15 protein-coding genes are annotated in these 18,755 nt (G+C 45.2%); 14 read left to right on the forward strand and 1 reads right to left on the reverse strand.

All coding sequences use genetic code 11. The annotated features are described in order from the left end of the window. Positions 1-49 precede the first annotated feature (49 nt). The 14 genes from pyk to DW931_RS06120 all read left to right on the forward strand — a co-directional run bounded on the left by pyk (position 50) and on the right by DW931_RS06120 (position 17,385). The gene (gene pyk, locus DW931_RS06055) at positions 50-1,504 is read left to right on the forward strand and encodes a pyruvate kinase (protein WP_270523636.1); all 1,455 of its coding nucleotides are present in this window, start codon (positions 50-52) and stop codon (positions 1,502-1,504) included. A 411-nt stretch (positions 1,505-1,915) separates the two neighbouring features. Beyond that, positions 1,916-3,181 (forward strand): diaminopimelate decarboxylase, encoded by a 1,266-nt coding sequence (locus DW931_RS06060; protein WP_118467901.1) that lies wholly within the window; start codon positions 1,916-1,918, stop codon positions 3,179-3,181. Positions 3,182-3,349: 168 nt separating this feature from the next. Beyond that, a complete protein-coding gene (locus tag DW931_RS06065; RefSeq protein WP_118472097.1) occupies positions 3,350-3,790 on the forward strand; it encodes an RbsD/FucU domain-containing protein in 441 nt (146 codons plus the stop codon). A 14-nt stretch (positions 3,791-3,804) separates the two neighbouring features. After that, positions 3,805-4,896, forward strand: a complete 1,092-nt coding sequence (locus tag DW931_RS06070; RefSeq protein WP_118472096.1) for a sialidase family protein — start codon at positions 3,805-3,807, stop codon at positions 4,894-4,896. Continuing rightward, positions 4,893-6,128 carry an MFS transporter gene (locus DW931_RS06075; RefSeq protein ID WP_118467907.1) on the forward strand — a complete coding sequence of 412 codons (1,236 nt, stop codon included), beginning with the start codon at positions 4,893-4,895 and terminating at the stop codon, positions 6,126-6,128. Before DW931_RS06070 ends, DW931_RS06075 begins: the two co-directional genes overlap by 4 nt. A gap of 494 nt (positions 6,129-6,622) precedes the next feature. Continuing rightward, positions 6,623-7,075 (forward strand): TRAP transporter small permease subunit, encoded by a 453-nt coding sequence (locus tag DW931_RS06080; RefSeq protein ID WP_270224273.1) that lies wholly within the window; start codon positions 6,623-6,625, stop codon positions 7,073-7,075. Further along, positions 7,068-8,363, forward strand: a complete 1,296-nt coding sequence (locus tag DW931_RS06085) for a TRAP transporter large permease (RefSeq protein WP_118467911.1) — start codon at positions 7,068-7,070, stop codon at positions 8,361-8,363. The genes DW931_RS06080 and DW931_RS06085 overlap by 8 nt, the downstream gene beginning before the upstream one ends. 50 nt (positions 8,364-8,413) lie before the next feature. Next, complete coding sequence (dctP, locus tag DW931_RS06090) at positions 8,414-9,502, forward strand: TRAP transporter substrate-binding protein DctP (RefSeq protein WP_118467912.1); 1,089 nt, start codon at positions 8,414-8,416, stop codon at positions 9,500-9,502. Between the two features lie 128 nt (positions 9,503-9,630). After that, a complete protein-coding gene (locus tag DW931_RS06095; RefSeq protein WP_118467914.1) occupies positions 9,631-10,533 on the forward strand; it encodes a fructoselysine 6-kinase in 903 nt (300 codons plus the stop codon). Between the two features lie 29 nt (positions 10,534-10,562). Then, entirely contained in the window at positions 10,563-11,399 is an 837-nt protein-coding gene (locus DW931_RS06100; RefSeq protein ID WP_118467916.1) for a sugar phosphate isomerase/epimerase family protein, read from the forward strand. A 168-nt stretch (positions 11,400-11,567) separates the two neighbouring features. Beyond that, the gene (locus tag DW931_RS06105; RefSeq protein WP_118467918.1) at positions 11,568-13,631 is read left to right on the forward strand and encodes a hydantoinase/oxoprolinase family protein; all 2,064 of its coding nucleotides are present in this window, start codon (positions 11,568-11,570) and stop codon (positions 13,629-13,631) included. A gap of 1 nt (position 13,632) precedes the next feature. Next, positions 13,633-15,372, forward strand: a complete 1,740-nt coding sequence (locus DW931_RS06110) for a hydantoinase B/oxoprolinase family protein (RefSeq protein WP_118467920.1) — start codon at positions 13,633-13,635, stop codon at positions 15,370-15,372. 36 nt (positions 15,373-15,408) lie between these two features. Beyond that, the gene (locus DW931_RS06115; RefSeq protein WP_118467921.1) at positions 15,409-16,407 is read left to right on the forward strand and encodes an SIS domain-containing protein; all 999 of its coding nucleotides are present in this window, start codon (positions 15,409-15,411) and stop codon (positions 16,405-16,407) included. Between the two features lie 240 nt (positions 16,408-16,647). Beyond that, positions 16,648-17,385, forward strand: a complete 738-nt coding sequence (locus DW931_RS06120) for a GntR family transcriptional regulator (protein ID WP_118467923.1) — start codon at positions 16,648-16,650, stop codon at positions 17,383-17,385. 246 nt (positions 17,386-17,631) lie between these two features. Here DW931_RS06120 and DW931_RS06125 read toward each other — a convergent pair whose 3' ends face one another. Further along, complete coding sequence (locus DW931_RS06125; protein ID WP_107000329.1) at positions 17,632-18,660, reverse strand: 3-deoxy-7-phosphoheptulonate synthase; 1,029 nt, start codon at positions 18,658-18,660, stop codon at positions 17,632-17,634. Positions 18,661-18,755: the final 95 nt, after the last annotated feature.

Raw genomic sequence — 18,755 nt, forward strand, 5'->3', positions numbered from 1 at the left:
AGGTTATAAATGATTCACTGATGGGAAAAATCTCGATAAATGACAGAATATGAGGAGGAATGACAGAATGAAAAAGACAAAGATTGTCTGCACAATGGGACCAAACACCGATAACCGGGAGATTATGAAGGAGTTGGCGTTAAATGGCATGGATGTCGCACGTTTTAACTTTTCGCATGGCGATCATGCGGAGCATAAACATCGTCTGGAGATTCTGGAGAGTGTGCGCGAGGAGCTGGGGATTCCGATCGCATCGCTTCTGGATACCAAGGGACCGGAAATCCGTACTGGCAAATTAAAAGATGGAAAGAAAGTGACGCTGAAAGAGGGCGATCTGTATACGCTGACGACCGAGGAGATCGTGGGTGATGAGACACGCGGCTACATCAACTATGCGGGGCTGGCGGAGGATGTAAAGCCGGGTGACCGCATTCTGATTGACGATGGTCTGATCGAGCTGCACGTGCGGGAGGTCAATGGAACAGATATCGTCTGCCGGATTGAAAATGGAGGCGAGCTGGGCGAGAAGAAGGGTGTCAATGTACCGGGAGTACGGGTCAAGCTTCCGGCGCTGACCGATAAAGATAAGGAAGACATTCGTTTCGGCGTGGATGCAGGCTTTGATTTTGTGGCGGCTTCGTTCGTCCGCAATGCCGATGCGATCCGCGAGATCCGGGAGATTCTGGATGAAAAAGGTTCTGCTATGCAGATTATCGCGAAAATCGAGAATGAAGAAGGAATTGAAAATATTGATTCCATCATTGAGGCGAGCGACGGCATCATGGTAGCCCGGGGCGATATGGGCGTGGAGATACCGGCAGAGAAGGTTCCGCACATTCAGAAGATGATCATCCGCAAGTGTAACTTAGCGTGCAAGGTTGTTATCACGGCGACCCAGATGCTCGATTCAATGATCCGCAACCCGCGTCCGACGCGTGCCGAGGTATCGGATGTGGCGAATGCAGTGTACGAGGGAACCGATGCGGTCATGCTGTCCGGAGAAACGGCGATGGGAAGTTACCCGATCGAGGCAGTCCGCATGATGAGCCAGATCGCCGAGGAGTCGGAGAAATATCTGGATTATATGTTCTACCAGAGAAGAAAGGTATCGGCAGAAAATCTTCGAAATATATCTAATACGGTATGCTATTCATCCGTAGCGACCGCCTCCGATCTGGAAGCGCCGGTCATTGTGGCTCCGAGTGTCAGCGGATTTACGACGAGAATGCTTTCGAAATGGCGTCCGAAAGCATTGATCGCGGGACTTTCCCCGAGCATGACGGCTGTCCGCCAGATGCAGCTCTACTGGGGTGTTAAGCCGTTCCATGCAAAACGCGCTGAATCGACGGATGCACTCTTATTTGCATCGGTGGAACTGCTGAAAGAGAAAGGTATCGTCAAAGAGGGTGAAATTGTGGTTGCAACTGCGGGTGTGGTGACACGTGCCAACCGTCATGAACCGGTAGCCGATACGAATATCATGCGTGTAATGGTGGTAGAGTAGAGACCGGATTCTGCGCCTGAATTTGTGACCGGTTCATAGATGTATCTGGAAAATGATTCAATTTGTCCGGAGTTTGTGTCCTGGCGGAGAAAAGGAGAAAAATACCAGTTACTGTTCACAGGTAGGCACTTTTGGAACCGAAAGTGCCGTAAGAAAACGTGGTGGCAGCAGGAATTTGCCGTATTTAAATGCGAAGCCACGGCAAATTCCGTTACTGGGCACGTATGCGTGAACAGTAACAAATACCGCCCATTTGTGGGCGTTTTTCGGGAAATCAGTTGATAAAACACGGTTTTTGGTGTATAAATAGTAGCAGGACAAAGGAGTCTGGGCGTGCCGGGAGTAGTGTATGTTCCCGGTAGTCCAGACTTTTTAGTTTTATATGTAGATTTTAGTTCGGAGGATGTAAAAGTGGAGAAGAAACCATTTGTAACACGGGAGCAGCTGGAGGAGATCAAGAAAACATACCCGACACCGTTCCACCTGTATGATGAAAAGGGAATCCGCGAGAATGGCGAGCGCCTGATGCGTGCATTTTCCTGGAACAAGGGATTCAGAGAGTATTTTGCTGTAAAGGCAACACCGAATCCATTTGTAATTGATATTTTAAAGAAACTTGGATGCGGCGTGGACTGCTCTTCGCTGACAGAGCTTATGATGGCAAAGGCGATGAAGTACGATGGCGAGAAGATCATGTTCTCCTCCAACGATACACCGCCGGAGGAGTTCAAGATGGCTGCCGAGCTGGGCGCGATCATCAACCTTGATGATTTTACGCACATTGATTTCCTGGAGAAGACGATCGGTTATATTCCGGAGACGATCAGCTGCCGTTACAATCCGGGCGGACTGTTCAAGATCAGCAATGATATCATGGACAACCCAGGCGATGCGAAATACGGTATGACAACCGAGCAGTTATTTGAGGCATTCAAGGTGTTGAAAGCAAAAGGTGCGAAACATTTCGGTATCCATGCCTTCCTTGCAAGCAATACGGTTACAAATGAGTATTATCCGATGCTTGCGAAGGTATTATTTGAGGTGGCGGTCAAGCTGAAAGAAGAGACTGGCGCAGATATTAAATTTATCAACCTGTCTGGTGGCGTTGGCATTCCTTACCGCCCGGATCAGGAGCCGAACGATATCTTTGCAATCGGCGAGGGCGTCCGCAAGGTTTATGAGGAAGTTCTGGTTCCGGCTGGCATGGGCGATGTAGCGCTTTATACAGAGATGGGACGTTTCATGCTGGCGCCGTATGGCTGCCTTGTGACAACGGCAATCCATGAGAAACACACCTACAAAGAGTATATCGGTGTGGACGCGTGTGCAGTCAACCTGATGCGCCCGGCGATGTACGGCGCATACCATCACATCACGGTCATGGGAAAAGAGAACGAGCCGTGCGACCACAAATACGATGTAACCGGTTCCCTGTGCGAGAACAATGATAAATTTGCGATTGACCGGATGCTTCCGAAGATTGATATGGGCGATATCCTTGTCATCCATGATACCGGCGCACATGGTTTTTCGATGGGCTACAACTACAACGGAAAGCTGCGTTCGGCTGAACTGCTCCTGAAAGAGGATGGTTCCGTGGAGATGATCCGCCGGGCAGAGACACCGAAGGATTATTTTGCGACCTTTGATTTCTGTGATCTGTTTAAGAATATTTAGTCCATAAAAAATTGAAAAAGAACGGATTCTGTACAAGATGTGACAGAGTCCGTTCTTTTTATGCCATATTTTATCGAAAGCATTGACTTTTTTGTTCTTTCCTCTATACTTATCATATAACGTAATGACATTATATAACATAATGCTGCAAAAAGGAGGAAGTAGTATATGATTAAGAACACGGTGATTAACGCAGAGCTTGGATATGCATTAGCCACGGCCCGCCATAAGGATGCAATTGTGATTTGTGATGCTAATATGCCGATTCCGGATGGCTGCAATGTAATTGATGTGTCACTGATAAGAGGAGTTCCAACCCTTGAACAGACGATGTGCGCAATCATGAACGACCTGGTGGCAGAGCGTTACGAAGTGTTTGAGTTAATGCCCCAGTATAATGATGCTATGTATCAAAAGATTCAGTCGCTGCTGCCGCAGCTGCCTGGCGGAACCATCAGCCAGGATCGCTTAACGGAAACGATGCAGAAGGCCAAAGTCGTAGTGCGTACCGGTGATTTTGGCAGCTGCTGTACGATGGTATTATATTCAGCCTCCGGAATGGATAAATATGTAAAACAATATGACTGTTCTTTTTCACTGGAGAAGTAAGATAGGAGGACCATATGGCAGAAAAAAAATATACCCGGATTGTGGTAGAAGAAAATAATGAGCATGGTTTTGATTCCTATCGCGTACCGGGAATCGTGACAGCCTCCAATGGGGATTTGCTCCTGACCTATGAAGGAAGAAAAGGTGGAGGAAACAGCCGAACTCTGTTTTTAAGAAGATATCGCATGATAGGTGAAACGATAGAGCCAATCGGCGAGCGGGTTACGATGGTTTCTCCCAAAGACGATGAGCTGATTCATAATCCCTTGTTAATAGCAGCAGCGGAGGGAAAGCTCTATTTTTTCTGGTGTCAGGATTATAAGAGATTATTTTTGAAAGAAAGCGATGATAATGGTGTTTCATTTGGAACGGAAAGGGAGTTGACATCCCTGATTGACGGATTCCGGAAAGAATGGCCGGTTACATTGTGGGCGATTGCACCTGGTCATGGAATAAGCAAAAAAGATGGGACACTGATACTTCCATTGTGGCTGAGCCGTGGGGAAAATGCCCATCTCCCAGCTTGTTTTGCATGTCTATCCAGTCAGGATCAAGGAAAAACATGGAGATGCAGCAGTGTAGTTCCGGCGGGAAACGGGGTTGGCGATCCCACAGAAAGCTCCGTGGCAGAACGGAGTGATGGAACACTGCTTGCAACCATGCGCCATGAAATTCCGGGAGTCAGAAGAAGAGCTTTTTGTGAAAGCAAAAAAGAGATAGATGGGGAAGATACTATACGCTGGGGAGAACCCTGGTTAAATCAAGAACTTCCGGATCCAATCTGTGGAGGCGCTCTTTTGTCACTGTCAGATGGGAAGATGGCTTTTGTTAATTGTGCCTATGGAGATGAACCGGCGCTGGAACGGCAGAAACAGGGAGAGTCTGTTCGCTGGAGTCTTGACGCTCGTCAGAAGCTCACGATTCGGCTTAGTAAAGATGATGGTGTTACATGGAACGATGGACTTATGATAGCAGAAGAAGGGGGAGCATCGGATCTTGCAGGAAAGGATGCGATTGCTTGCTTTTACGAGGAAGGCTGGCAGGATGGAAACTGTATTTTTAATCAGAGATTATCGCTGGCGGTTATTCCTTTGGTTTTGTTATGACTGGGGCGGGAAAAGATACATTAGTGAAAGGGAAAAGGAGCTGTACTGTTCTGTTTTTTTCGGCTTATTTTATTTATTATGCGGTCTATTGTGTCTTTTCGAGTTTCATCGTTTTGTTTTTAACAGAGCAGGGCTATAGCGCCACAGTCTGCGGAATTATTACCAGTTTGACATTTTTGGCCAATCTTTTGATGGAACCGGTGGGAGGCTATATAACAGATACATTTCTGCCCACCAGAAGATACCTTTTAGTTTGTATCGGTATCGTATCAATGGTGTGTGCTTTTTGCACAAAATTCATGAACCAGTCATGGCTGCTTCTGCCGGGGCTGGTTCTGGCAGCCGGATTGGCCTATCCCTTTAGTCAGCTGATGGATGCCTGGGTTAATTTAAGTAAGGAAAGTTATCCGGGATTGATATACAGCCGGATTCGTGCCGGTGGTTCCATTGGATTTGCAGTGATGTCAGTGATTGGAGGATTTTATTTCAAACACTGGGGATGGAATCGTTATTTTCAGATGCAGATTCTTTTATTTCTTATGATGATTCCATTTCTCATCCTGCTTCCGGATACCAGGCTTGGCAATCATCGAAAGAAAGGGGAGGCAGAGAAAAGTCTTTCGTTTGTTCAGGCGTTTCAGCAATTGGTAAAAAGCCGTCGTTTTTTGTTTTGTTTAACAATAAGCACTCTTTATTGGTTCAGTCATCGGCCAGTTGGCAGCTTCCTGTCATTGATTATTGCGGAGCGTGGAGGAGATGCGGAATTATTTGGAAATGTTTGTGGAATAGGAGCTGCAGTAGAGTTTTTGAGTCTGCTTTTGTTAGCCTATATTGGAAAAAAGAAAACCTATCCGGCCCTCTGGGGGATGGCAGCAGCTTTGGGCACAAACCTGCTTCGTCCGATTTGCTTTCAGCTTTTTTCGGGTGAGTGGTCTCTTTATCTGGGGCAGATTCTTCAGTCCGTCAGTTTTGCCCTTTATATGAGTGCCAGCGTAGAGTGTTTTGCGGAAACATCGGATGAACGTCTGAAAAGCTTTAGTATTTCCATTGGTCTAACCATCAGCAGTGTGATCGGAACCGTATGTGCAAACATGGCAGGGGGGAAGCTGTGCGATCTGTTTTACCCGGAATTCTTGATTCTCTTTAGCTTTTTGTTGGGAAGCATGAACCTCCTATTTTTTATTCTTGTTTTTTTAAAAGAGAGGCTTGACAATAAAAAGATGCAGTGTTAGAATGAGAGACATCAAAAGATTATATAATGTTATAAGATGAAAGTGGAACTGCTCTCCAACGAAGGAGAGAGTTCCACTTTTTGCGTATAATAACGCAAATGAATCAAAAGTTGGCAAAATTTACAAAAAAGAAAGGAGAAAACCTATGATAATATAAAAAGCGACGATGAAAAATAAATTTATACTTGCAAAATGAATCAAAGTATGGTAAAAATAACATAACGATATATGATGTCTTTGAAGGTATTATAATATAAGGGGATCTGGACGAGTATTTGAATGGATAGGTCGGCCAGAGCAGAGAAAACCAGGAACCCCTTATAGCACATGACATTATATGATAGAAATTAATTTTAAAGGAAGGAGAGTACGTATTCGCAGCAGCGAAGCGCGGCAATTAGAGTATGAAGAAAAGTATCTATTCAATTGGTAAGGCTATGGATAAAGCGAATAGTGTGGTGGAAGTATTTACCGGATACATGATATTCGCTTTTATGGCACTATTGTTCCTTCAGGTATTGATGCGTTTTATATTTAAGCACCCTATATACGGAATTGATGAATGTGTAACAGCGTTGATGATATGGTCCATGTGTCTTGGATGGTGTACCGTTTATTGGGACAATGGTCATGCAGTTCTGGAGTTTATCATGAACCGTATGCCAAAGGCATTTCGCAGAGGAATGTTTACATTTACGAACTTTTTGATTGTTGTGATAAGCTGGGTTTATATTCCGGCATCCTGGCAGCTGTTTCAGATGCAGAAGAAGATGCCTCCCGTTGGAGGACTTCCTATCAGCAAGGGTTATTACTATGCATTGCCGGTTCTGGTGATGGGAGTGATTATGCTGGTAATGTCTGCATATAAGGCAATCGCATTTGTAATTACCGGAGATGAATCCATCTGTGTACCGGTAGAAAAGGAAGGAGGCGGTCTTCTTGACTAATCTGGATCCCTATTTAGCCGTCTATTTTATCACCTTTGTGGTATTAATTCTTCTGGAAGTACCGATTGCATACGCAATGCTGGCTTCAGCGTTTGAATTCATTGTATTTAACCATCAATCATTTGTTATGTTTGCACAGAAAACAGCAAACTCCCTGGCTGATTTCAACATGCTGGCATTACCGGCATTCCTCTTTGTAGGATGCTTTATGAATGAAGTGGGACTAACGGACCGACTATTTGGAATGTTTGAAAAATGGATCGGTCATCTCCCGGGAGGACTTGCACATGCCAATGTATTATCTTCCATGGTATTTGCCGGAATGTCCGGTTCCGCTCTGGCAGATGCCGGAGGACTTGGAACCATTGAGGTAAGTGCGATGTCAAAAGCCGGATACGATCCAGACTTCTCAGTAGCAGTAACGGCAGCATCCGCAGGTATCGGACCGATTATTCCGCCGTCCATCAACTTCGTTGTCTGGGCATTCTTAAGCCAGACCTCCACACTGGCTATGTTCCAGGCTGGTATGGGACCGGGTGTCCTGATGGGCGTGGCCATGATGATCTGGATTCCGATTGCAGTGAAAACCCAGCACATTGCCTGCCCGCGGGCACCGAAGGCATCCTGGGGCGAGCGATTCCACTCTCTGTATACATCACTTCCGGCACTGGGTGGCCCGGCTATCCTGGTACTTGGCATTATGACCGGTATCTTTACTCCTACAGAGTGTTCCGTTGTAGCAGCTATGTATTGCGTCATCCTGGCTATCTGCTTAAAACGTTTCAGCTTTAAGATGCTGACAAAGGCATTAAAGGATACATTAGCCAGCGCGGGTATGTCCATGTGTCTGTGTGCAACCGGTCTTGTATTTAACTGGGTAATTGTAACCAGTGGTCTGATTGGTTTTATGACAACTCTTCTGATGTCCTTAGGAAATAAAATCATCATTCTTTTAGTATTAAATGCAATGTTATTATTCCTGGGCTGCTTTATTGGTTCCATGCAGATTTTGATTATGGTGGCACCGCTTCTTATGAATCTGGCAACGGCTCTTGGTATGAGCTATGTTCAGATGGGTGTTATGGCCGTACTGAATGTAACACTTGGATTAATCACTCCGCCGATGGCACCAGCGTTGTTTGTAACAGCGAAGGCGACCGGTAATAAATTTGAAACTGCACTGAAATATACGGTACAGTTTCTGATCCCGATGTTTATTACACTGATGATTACAACATTCTGGGAGCCGCTGACCATGTTCCTTCCGAGACTGTTAGGATCCATGTAAGAGTAAGAGATTAAGATAGTATAAAGTACACAATTTAAGGAGGAAAGTTTATGAAGAAAAAAATTGCACTTGTCCTGACGGCAGCCATGGCAGTAGGCACATTAGCAGGCTGTGGATCGTCCACTGCACAGACAACCACATCGGAGCAGGCCTCCGCACAGACCACCGATAAGACTGAAGGAGGAGCTGATACAGTAGAAACAAAACCGGCTCCGGCTGGAGCTAAGGTTGTCAAATTCGGTAACTCCGGAGCCATCGGAGAGCCGGCACCGCAGTCCTGTGAAGAGTTCTGTGATCTGGTAAATGATAAGATCGGTGACAGATATTACTTTGAGTTTTATCCCGCAGAGCAGCTTGGCAATGAGACCACGATGCTGGAGAACCTTCAGGTAGGACTGCAGGAGGGCATGATGTGTGCCTTAGATACCCTGGCAACTTATGAATCTGATTTAAACATTCTTTCCATGGCATTTGCATTTAACAATTACGATTCCATGATTAATTACTTAAAGAGTGATGTGGCAGATCCAATCTGGGAGAGCCTGGATAATCAGGGAATTCACGTAGTAAACTTCGAATTCCAGAAGAATCCGCGTATCTTCTTTGCAAACAAAGAGATCAAGAGCCCGAAAGATATGGTTGGCATGAAATATCGTATTCCGAACCTTCCGATCTTTGAGAAAAATGCGAGAGCGATGGGAGCAACACCGGTTGTAGTTGCCTGGTCCGAATATCCATTTGCTTTAATGCAGGGCGTAGTTGACGGTGGTGAGTGTTCGAAAGACTCCTATCGTTCTGCAGGCCTCTATGAGTCTGCAAAATATGTAGCAGATGTGGATTACGCATATCCGGTTGAGCAGATCTGCTTCTCCACTCAGTTCTGGAACAGCTTATCGGAAGAAGATCAGAAAGTAATTTCTGATGCAGCAGCACAGGTAGCTTCTCATCATTCTGAAAGAACTCTCGACAAGTGGGAGGAAGATAAAGAGTGGTTAATTAACGAAGGCGGCGTAACATTCTGTGACATTGATCGCCAGGCATTTATTGATGCAGCAGAACCGTTAGGAAAAGAGCTTCAGGATGAAGGCTTCTTTACAACCAAGGATCTTTATGATCAGACTCGTCAGTTTAATAAATAAGTAAAATTTAAATTAAGAATAATGCTGCCGCTTGGGACAGAACTGCCAGGGAATGGCGGCCTCTTCCAGGCGGCCGCTTTTCGTTTCAAAACAAATTCAATCGATAAAAATACAGGAGGAAACAGAAAATGCTGAAAGTATTAGGTCTTGGAGATAATGTGTGTGATGTATATCTGCATACCGGAACCATGTATCCGGGTGGTCAGGCAGTAAATTTTGCGGTATATGCAAGAATGCTGGGAGCAGAATCGGATTTTATGGGAGTATTTGGAAAGGATGCAGTAGCGGATCACGTGCAGGCATCTTTAGATGCACACGGAGTCGGACACAGTCATTGCCGCATCTATGAAGGAGAAAATGGCTTTGCCAGAGTAACCCTTGTAGATGGAGATCGTGTATTTAAAGGAAGCAATAAAGGTGGTGTTCTGCAGCAGCATCCAATTTATCTGGAAAAAGAGGATTTGGAATATGCGGATGGTTTTAATTTGATTCATACAACCAACAATGGGTTTACCGATGGGCTGCTTCCAGCCCTGCATGGACTTTCTCCCTTGGTAAGCTATGATTTTTCGTATCGCTGGAATGAGGAAGACAGGGTGGAACGTGTATGCCCATATATTGATTTTGCATTTCTATCCTGTAGTGATCTGAATGATGAGGAGACAGAAAAACTGTGCCGGAAGCTGTATGAAAAGGGATGCAGTGTGGTGACAGCTACCCGTGGAAGTAAGGGAGCAACGGTTTTTGATGGGGAGCGGTTTTATTGCCAGCTGCCGGATTATGTCACTCCGGTGGATACCATGGGAGCCGGAGACAGCTTTGCCACTGCTATGCTGATTACCATCTTGAAAAAGCTGGAAACACAACCGGAGGGAAGCTGGAAAAACAGTGAGATAAGGGCAGAGATACTTCCGGAGGCATTGAAAGCGGCAGCTGTATTTTCAGCAGGAACCTGCTTGAAGAATGGTGCCTTTGGAGACGGTGTGCCGGTACCGAAGTCTGAGCATGACCGGATTTACAGAGAATTATAAAAACAAAAATAAAAAAGGAAGTGAGGGTCATGGTGCAGATATCAAAGGAACGATTTGCACTGGGGAGCTATCAGTATCTGCGGTATCCGTTCGAGTACTTTCTGGATACGGCTGTTTTACTGGGAATGCAAAATGTGGAACTCTGGGCAGCAGGTCCGTCCTTCTGTCTGGATACGATGGACGAAGCGCAGCTGAAAGAAAAAGCTGCTCAGATTCGGAGCCGTGAGCTTTCAGTATGCTGTATCACGCCGGAGCAATGCCAGTATCCGGTCAATCTGGCAGCAGAAGATGAAAAAATACGTGAATATAGCATACGCAATTTTGAACGTGCATTTTATGCAGCAGAAATATTGAACTGCCCAAAGGTGTTGGTTTCAGCTGGATGCGGTTATTTCAACAAACCAGTGGAGGATGCGTGGAAGCGGAGCGAAGAGAGCCTGCATCGTTTGTCAGAAAAGGCTCAGAAAATGGGTATTTTACTTGTGCTGGAGACATTGACACCTCTGTCTTCGAACGTGCTGAACACGCCGGAGCAGCAGAAAGAGATGATTTCCCTTATGCCTTCAGGAAGCATGAAGCCTATGCTGGATATAGGACAAATGGTTTATATGGACCAGAAGATAGAACGTTACTTAGCCCATGGAGCAGAATTATCACATATTCATCTCCATGATTCCCACCCGGCGGTTCACATGGCCCTTGGGGATGGGGATCTTCCCATCTGTGAATATCTGGATATTCTTGAATCAGCTGGATATAAGGGAATGTATGCGCTGGAGCAGAATGATCCGAGGTATCGCTCTAATCCAAGGCAGGCAGATATACAGAGCATAAGGTGGCTCAAAAAGCATGGAATTTTTGATTGAAAAAGTATTGACAAATGACGGAAAGAAGAGTATGTTATCAGTAAAGGAGATATGACGTTATATAACAATATAAACTGTATGATGTCAATATCCTGAAAAGTCCGGATGGGTAAACGACCATACCCGGAAGGTGCAGCTTGAAAAATACACTACATAGGAGGAAATACTATGTCATATATGATTGGCGTAGACGTTGGAGGAACGTTTACAGATTTTTCTGTTTTTAATCAGGAAACAGGTGAGTTGTTCAATTACAAGGATAGTTCCACACCGGCGGATCCGTCCAGAGCAATTGTAAAGGGCGTTCAGGATGTATTAGAGATTAAGAAAGCAGCTCCGGAAGAAGTTAGTTATCTGGCACACGGTACAACCGTAGGAACGAACGCATTAATCGAGAAGAAAGGTTGCCGCCTTGGCCTTATTACTACCAAAGGATTTAAGGATCTGATGGAAATCGGAACCCAGAGACGTCCTTCTCTTTACAATCTTCAGGCACAGAAACCGTATCCACTGGTTCCGTCCGGTTTAAACTGTACGGTAACAGAGAGAATCCGTTACGACGGAAGTGTTGAGACTCCGCTGGATGAGAACGAAACAAGAGAGGTCGTTCGATACTTAAAAGCACAGGGTGTGACAGCAATTGCAGTTTGTACTTTGTTCTCATTCATTAATCCGGTTCATGAAGAAAGAATTGAAGAGATCATTCATGAAGAGTTCCCGGAAGCATACGTTACGATTTCCAGTAAACTGGCACCGGAGTTCCGTGAGTTCAGCCGTATGAGTACAACGGTTATGAATAGTTATCTGGGACCGGTTATGGAAAAATATGTAAATAATTTCCGTGATTCCATTGCGAAGCTTGGTATTCAGGTAGAGCCCTATGTAACCCAGTCCAATGGTTCCATCATTTCAATAAAAGAAACCATCGACTGCCCGATTAAGACAGCATTGTCCGGACCGAGTGCCGGTGTTATCGCAGCTGCATATATTGGCAAACAGTGCGAAGCAGACAAGATTATTACCTTTGATATGGGTGGTACCAGCGCAGATATTTCCTTAATTGAAAATTATACACCGCAGGTATCGAATGAGCGTTATGTAGAAGGATATCCGGCCAGAATCCCGATGATTAATATTATTACCATCGGTGCCGGCGGCGGTTCCATTGCAAAGATTGATGAAGGCGGTGCCTTAAAGGTAGGACCTAAGAGTGCGGGTGCAACACCTGGACCGGCCTGCTATATGCGCGGCGGTGAGAATCCTTGCGTAACAGATGCCAATATTGTTCTTGGCAAGCTGAATCAGAAGAAGATTCTTGGCGGCAGAATGTATGTAGATATTGAACTGGCTAAAAACGCTGTCAAGACAAAAATTTGTGATAAATCCAATCTGGATATGAAACGTGCAGCGAACGGTATTATCACAGTCGTAAATTCCAACATGGTTCGTGCAATCCGAAGCGTATCCGTAGAAAAGGGATATGATGTCCGCGAATTTAGCCTGATGGCATTCGGAGGCGCCGGCCCGCTTCATGCATGCGAGGTGGCAAAAGAACTGGGAATGAAGGAAGTATTGATTCCGCCGCATCCAGGTACTCTTTGTAGTCTCGGACTTCTTCTGGCAGATACAAAATTCGACTTATCCAGAACTAAGATCATGAATGGTGAAGCCGGAAACTTAGATGACATCAATGAGCAGTTTGATAACATGGTAGAGCAGGGAACCGGTCTTCTGGATAAAGAAGGTGTTCCGGCAGACAGACGTTACTTTGAATTTGCCGTTGATATGCGTTATCAGCGTCAGAACTTTGAGATCAGCATTCCGGTTCCGGCAGGAAAGATGACGGAAGAGACTTTGAAGAAAGCACTGGCTGATTTCCATGCAGAGCATAAGAGAAGCTACGGCTATTGCAAAGAAGATGCGATTGTACAGTTTGTAAGTTATCGTGTATCCGCTATCGGCGTTATCGATAAACCGGACCTGAAAGCAGCAGAGCTTCATCCGGAGGCACCGATTCCAGAACCGATCGAAGTTCGTCAGGTTCTGTTCCAGAACAGTGATGAGTATGTTGAAACACCGGTCTATTTAAGAGATAAATTTGTTCCGGGTCAGTCGATTCCTGGTCCGTGCATCTGCGAACAGATGGATACTACGTTAGTGGTTCCGAAAGGATGGGTCATCCACGTAGATGGATATCACAACTTAAAGATTCATGATGAGGAGGCGAAGTAAGATGGCAAAACAGATTGATACCGTAACAGTTGAGGTTGTCCGCAATCTTCTGATGTCCATTGCTGAGGAGACTTATGGAATCATTGTCCGCAGTGCATATTCTACTAATATGAAGGAACGTCGCGACGTGTGTACTGCAGTAATCGATCCGGATGGAAATAGTGTTGCCCAGGTGGAAAGTTTAGCTGCACTTTTAGGCTCAATGCTGAGTGTAGTTCCTAATATTTATGAAAAATTTGGAAAGGAAAATGTTCAGCCAGGCGATATGTATATTGCCAATGACCCGTATCATGGCGGCGGCAATCATCTGCCGGATATCGTAATCGCAGCACCGGCCTTTGTGGGAGATAAACTGGTTGGCTGGATTGCCAATATTGCGCATCATTCAGATATCGGTGGTAAGGTACCTGGTTCTACCTCCGGAGATGCAGATAGCTTATTCCAGGAAGGTATTCGAATTCCGGTAATCCGTATCCGCCAGAATGGAAAACTGATTCCGAGTGTTATGGACCTTCTTCTTGATAATACCAGAGTTCCACAGGAAAGAGAGGGCGACCTGACCGCACAGATGTCAGCAAACCTGATCGGTGTACAGAGAATTCAGGAAGCTTATGCCCGTTATCAGGACGATTTGATTGAGTGCATGAAAGAGCTGGTAGGCTATTCGGAGCGCCGTGTCCGTGCAGTCGTTGCAGAACTTCCGGATGGAGAATACAGCTATACCGATTATGTGGATGGCTGCGGCGACAAATATCCGGATCCGCTTCCGATTAAAGTGAAAATTACCATTAAGGGTGATGACCTGACAATTGATTTTACAGGAACCGCTGAGCAGATTAAAGCACCGATCAATGTGCCGTACCCTTGTACGAAAGCAGCCGTATTCTTCTCCATTAAGGCATTAATGGGAGATGATATCCCAGCCAATGAGGGAATTAACCGTGCGATTAAGATCATTGCACCGAAGGGCTGTATCGTTAATCCAACAGAACCAAGTCCGATTGGTGCACAGATTGACTGCCAGCAGCGAATCCCGGATGCCATTTTCGGAGCATTGGCACCAATCTTCCCGGATACCGTCGTAACGGCTGGTAATGGTGCTTGTACCACCACCATCTTAGCAGGTGAAGGTGCAATCGGAACAGACAGTGTGTTTATTTTCCACGAGGTTATTGCCGGAGGCGGCGGTGCTTCGAAGGGATTAGATGGTTTATCTGGTGTTCAGGTAAACATGACCAATACCTCTAATATGCCGATTGAGGCAACCGAGATGGAGTTCACAAAGATTCTTGCCAGAAAATATGAACTGAAGGAAGATACAGGCGGTGCCGGCCAGTTTAGAGGCGGCCTTGGTATCGAGCGTGAGTTAGAGATGATGCAGGATGATGTGGCATATACCGGATTAGGTGATCGTCATAAATTCCATCCATGGGGATTAGATGGCGGTAAAGAAGGCGCTGCCGGTGCATTCTACCGTGTAACTCCGGATGGAACTATCACAAAAATGGGACACAAGACAACCAGTTTTCCGTTAAAGAAGGGCGATATCATCCGGGTTGAAACTCCTGGTGCAGGCGGATATGGTGATCCGATGAAGCGTGAGCCGGAAAAGGTATTAAAGGATGTCATTGAGAAAAAGGTGTCTGTAGAGGCAGCGAAAAAAGATTATGGTGTGGTTGTTGTATCAGATGGAGTTCATTATCAGGTAGACGAACAGGCAACCAAAGCCCTCAGAGGATAAGATACGGCAAAACGTAAGAAAGAGAGGATTAATTCTATGATTAAAGGTATGCAGGAAGTCATCGATGTGATGACAAAAGCCAAAGCAGATCTGGATAAAAATGGCGGATTAAAACAGGTTATTTTCGTGGCTTGCGGAGGATCCTTTGCATCCTCTTATCCGGCACGGTTTCTGTTAAATCAGGAGAGCTCTCTGCGTGTTCAGGGATATAACAGCAGTGAGTTCGTGAATGCAACTCCGAAGAATGTAGATAAGAATACACTTGTGATTGGAACCTCCACTAAGGCAACGGCAGAAACCGTGGAAGCATTAAAGGTGGCAAAAGAAAAAGGCGCCGTTACGGTTGGTTTATCCGGATATGCAGATTCTCTGACAGCGCAGACGGCTGATTATTATATTACCTACTATCATGCAGATGAGTGGTATAAGGATCCAACCTTAGTTCATTACAACAGCCAGGGCACGGCGTTAAAGATTGCGTTCTGGCTCTTAAAAGAATATGACAATTATGAGGCATATGATCAGGCTCTGGAAGGATTCGAGAAGCTGGAAACAATTTACGGAAAAGCATATACAGATGTGCGTGCGGAGGCAGCTAAATTTGCCATGACCTACAAAGATGATACTGTATGGAATGTAATGTCAAGTGGTGCAGCCTGGGAGGTATCCTATTCAGATGCATTCTGCTTCTTTCAGGAGATGCAGACCGTACACTGTGTTCCGATTCATTCTGGTGAATATTTCCACGGTGCTTTTGAGACCTGTGACAAGGATCTTGCCATCCTTCTGTTCAAGAGCATTGGACGAACAAGACCGGTAGATGAGAGAGCAGAACGCTTCTTAAATCAGTTTGGCGGTCATCATTGGGTTATCGATGCAGAGAAGCTTGGCTTAGGCGAACTGGATGAGAGTGTTGCAGAATACTTCAATTCACTTCTGTTCCATCCGATTTCCAAGCAGTTTATTTCAGCAATGGCAGATGTGAGAATGCATCCGATGACATATCGCCGTTATATGTGGAAATTTGATTATTAATAGTTGATGTAAAAACAAAAACATAATATGAAAGCAGGCCTGCAATCGTGTAGTTATTGTGGGTCTGCTTTTTTCTTTTTTTTATACCGAGTAAAAATAATGCAATTTCTTTGTTAAAATAACGAAAAAAGCTTGTAATGGAACAATACAAATAGTATGATAGTGTATATAACATTATATATCATTTTGACTATATAGATGTAGGGCTCAATTATTATAAAGAATGAAAAGGAGAAGGGTATGGAGATAAATACAAATCCAAACAGCATAGTTCCATTATATGCACAGATTGTGGAGAGTTTGAAACGAGATATTGAGAATGGGGTTTATAATGCAACGGAACGAATTCCGGCAGAGGCAGAGTTAGCAAAACAGTACAATGTGAGCCGGATCACAGTTCGGCGTGCAGTGGATGATCTGGTGAGCCAGGGCCTTGTGGAAAAGAAGCAGGGAAAAGGAACCTTCATCTGCCGACAGAAATTCGCGAAGGATATAAAAAATCTCCAGAGCTTTTCAGAAATGTGCCGTCATATGAATATGAAGCCTGGGGGACAGATGCTTGAAAATAAGCTGGTTCTGGCAGATGACAAGATTCAAAAACAGTTAAATCTGGAACCTGGATCCTATGTAGTTTATATTTCGCGTCTGCGTACAGCGGATGGGGAACCGGTAGCCATTGAGAAGAACTATTTCCCGGTAAAATATTCCTTCCTTCTGGAAAAGCAGTTTAATGATAATTCTCTGTTTGAGTGCCTGCAGGAAGAAGCCAAGGTAAGAGTTGCTTCTTCAGAGAAGCGGATTGAATTATGCCGGGCCACGGCTGAAGAAGCAAAACTGATGAAAGTTAAGAAGGGAACTCCGCTTCTTTATATTAAGAGTGTGACATATACATATGATAGAGAGCCTCTGTATGCAGGAGTACAGCTTTTTAATGGCGAAACCTGTTCTTTTTATGTATGTGAATCAATTGAACAATAAACCTAATATTCATTAATGCAGCAAATCGGATTTTTATTGCATCGAAATGGTGAATCTTAAGAATTTCTTCATAATTTATTTAAAGAGAATACAAACATTTTGGAGATAGGCATGATATACTATAACCATAATAAATGCATGATACAAAAGATTTAATCCTTTAACCTTTTTGAAATCCGAATTCCTAACGAAAAAAAGTCCGGCGGAGCTTTTCCACCGGACTTTTTTTCTGCATATTTCTATATTTTACAATCCTTCAGCCATTTCATACAGCAGACGCTCGGAATCCTCCCATCCCAGACACGGGTCGGTGATGGATTTTCCGTAGATGTGTTCGCCGACTTTCTGGCTGCCTGGTTCGATGTAGCTCTCGATCATGACGCCTTTGACGAAGTTACGGATATCGTCGGAGTGACGACGGCTGTGGAGTACTTCCTTGACGATACGGATCTGCTCCATGTATTTTTTGTTGGAGTTGGAGTGGTTTGCATCGATGATACAGGCCGGATTCTTCAGATCACGCTCGTTGTAGAGGTCTAAGAGCAGCTTCAGGTCTTCGTAGTGGTAGTTCGGCAGGCACTGGTCATGCTTGTTGACAGCACCACGCAGGATGGTGTGGGTCAGCGGGTTGCCCTGTGTCTTTACTTCCCAGCTGCGGTAGATGAACTCATGACCGTGCTGTGCTGCGTGTACGGCGTTCAGCATGACGGAGAGTGCGCCGCTGGTCGGATTCTTCATGCCGACCGGTACGTCGATGCCGCTGGCAACGAGGCGGTGCTGCTGGTTCTCAACGGAACGTGCGCCGACTGCAACATAGGACATAACGTCGGAAAGGTAGGTCAGGTTCTCCGGGTATAGCATCTCGTCTGCGGTCGAGAAGCCGGTTTCTTCGATCACACGCATATGAAGTTTGCGGATCGCGATCAGACCCTGGTATAAGTTTGGCTTACCTTCCGGATTTGGCTGGTGTAAAAGTCCCTTATAGCCGTCACCGGTTGTTCTAGGTTTGTTGGTGTAGATTCTAGGAACCAGAATCAGTTTGTCCTTCACTTTCTCCTGTACCTTGGCAAGGCGGTTTACATAATCAATAACCGCATCTTCCCGGTCAGCAGAGCACGGACCAATGATGACAAGAAACTTGTCGCTGTCGCCTGTAAAGACGTCACGGATAGCAGCGTCCTTTCGAGCTTTTTCTGCGGCCAGCTCCGGTGCCAGTGGAAACTGTGCACGAATCTCGTCCGGGGTCGGCAACTTGCTGACATATTCAAATCCCATGAGTTTCATCCTCCTGTATTGTCTAAAAGATTTTCGCACTTTAAAGCGTATGATGTTTATTATAGTATAGAAAAATCAAATCATCAATAGGTTGA

It is taken from the genome of Clostridium sp. AM43-3BH, assembly GCF_003479985.1.
In the GTDB taxonomy this organism is placed as follows: Bacteria; Bacillota; Clostridia; order Lachnospirales; family Lachnospiraceae; genus Otoolea; species Otoolea fessa.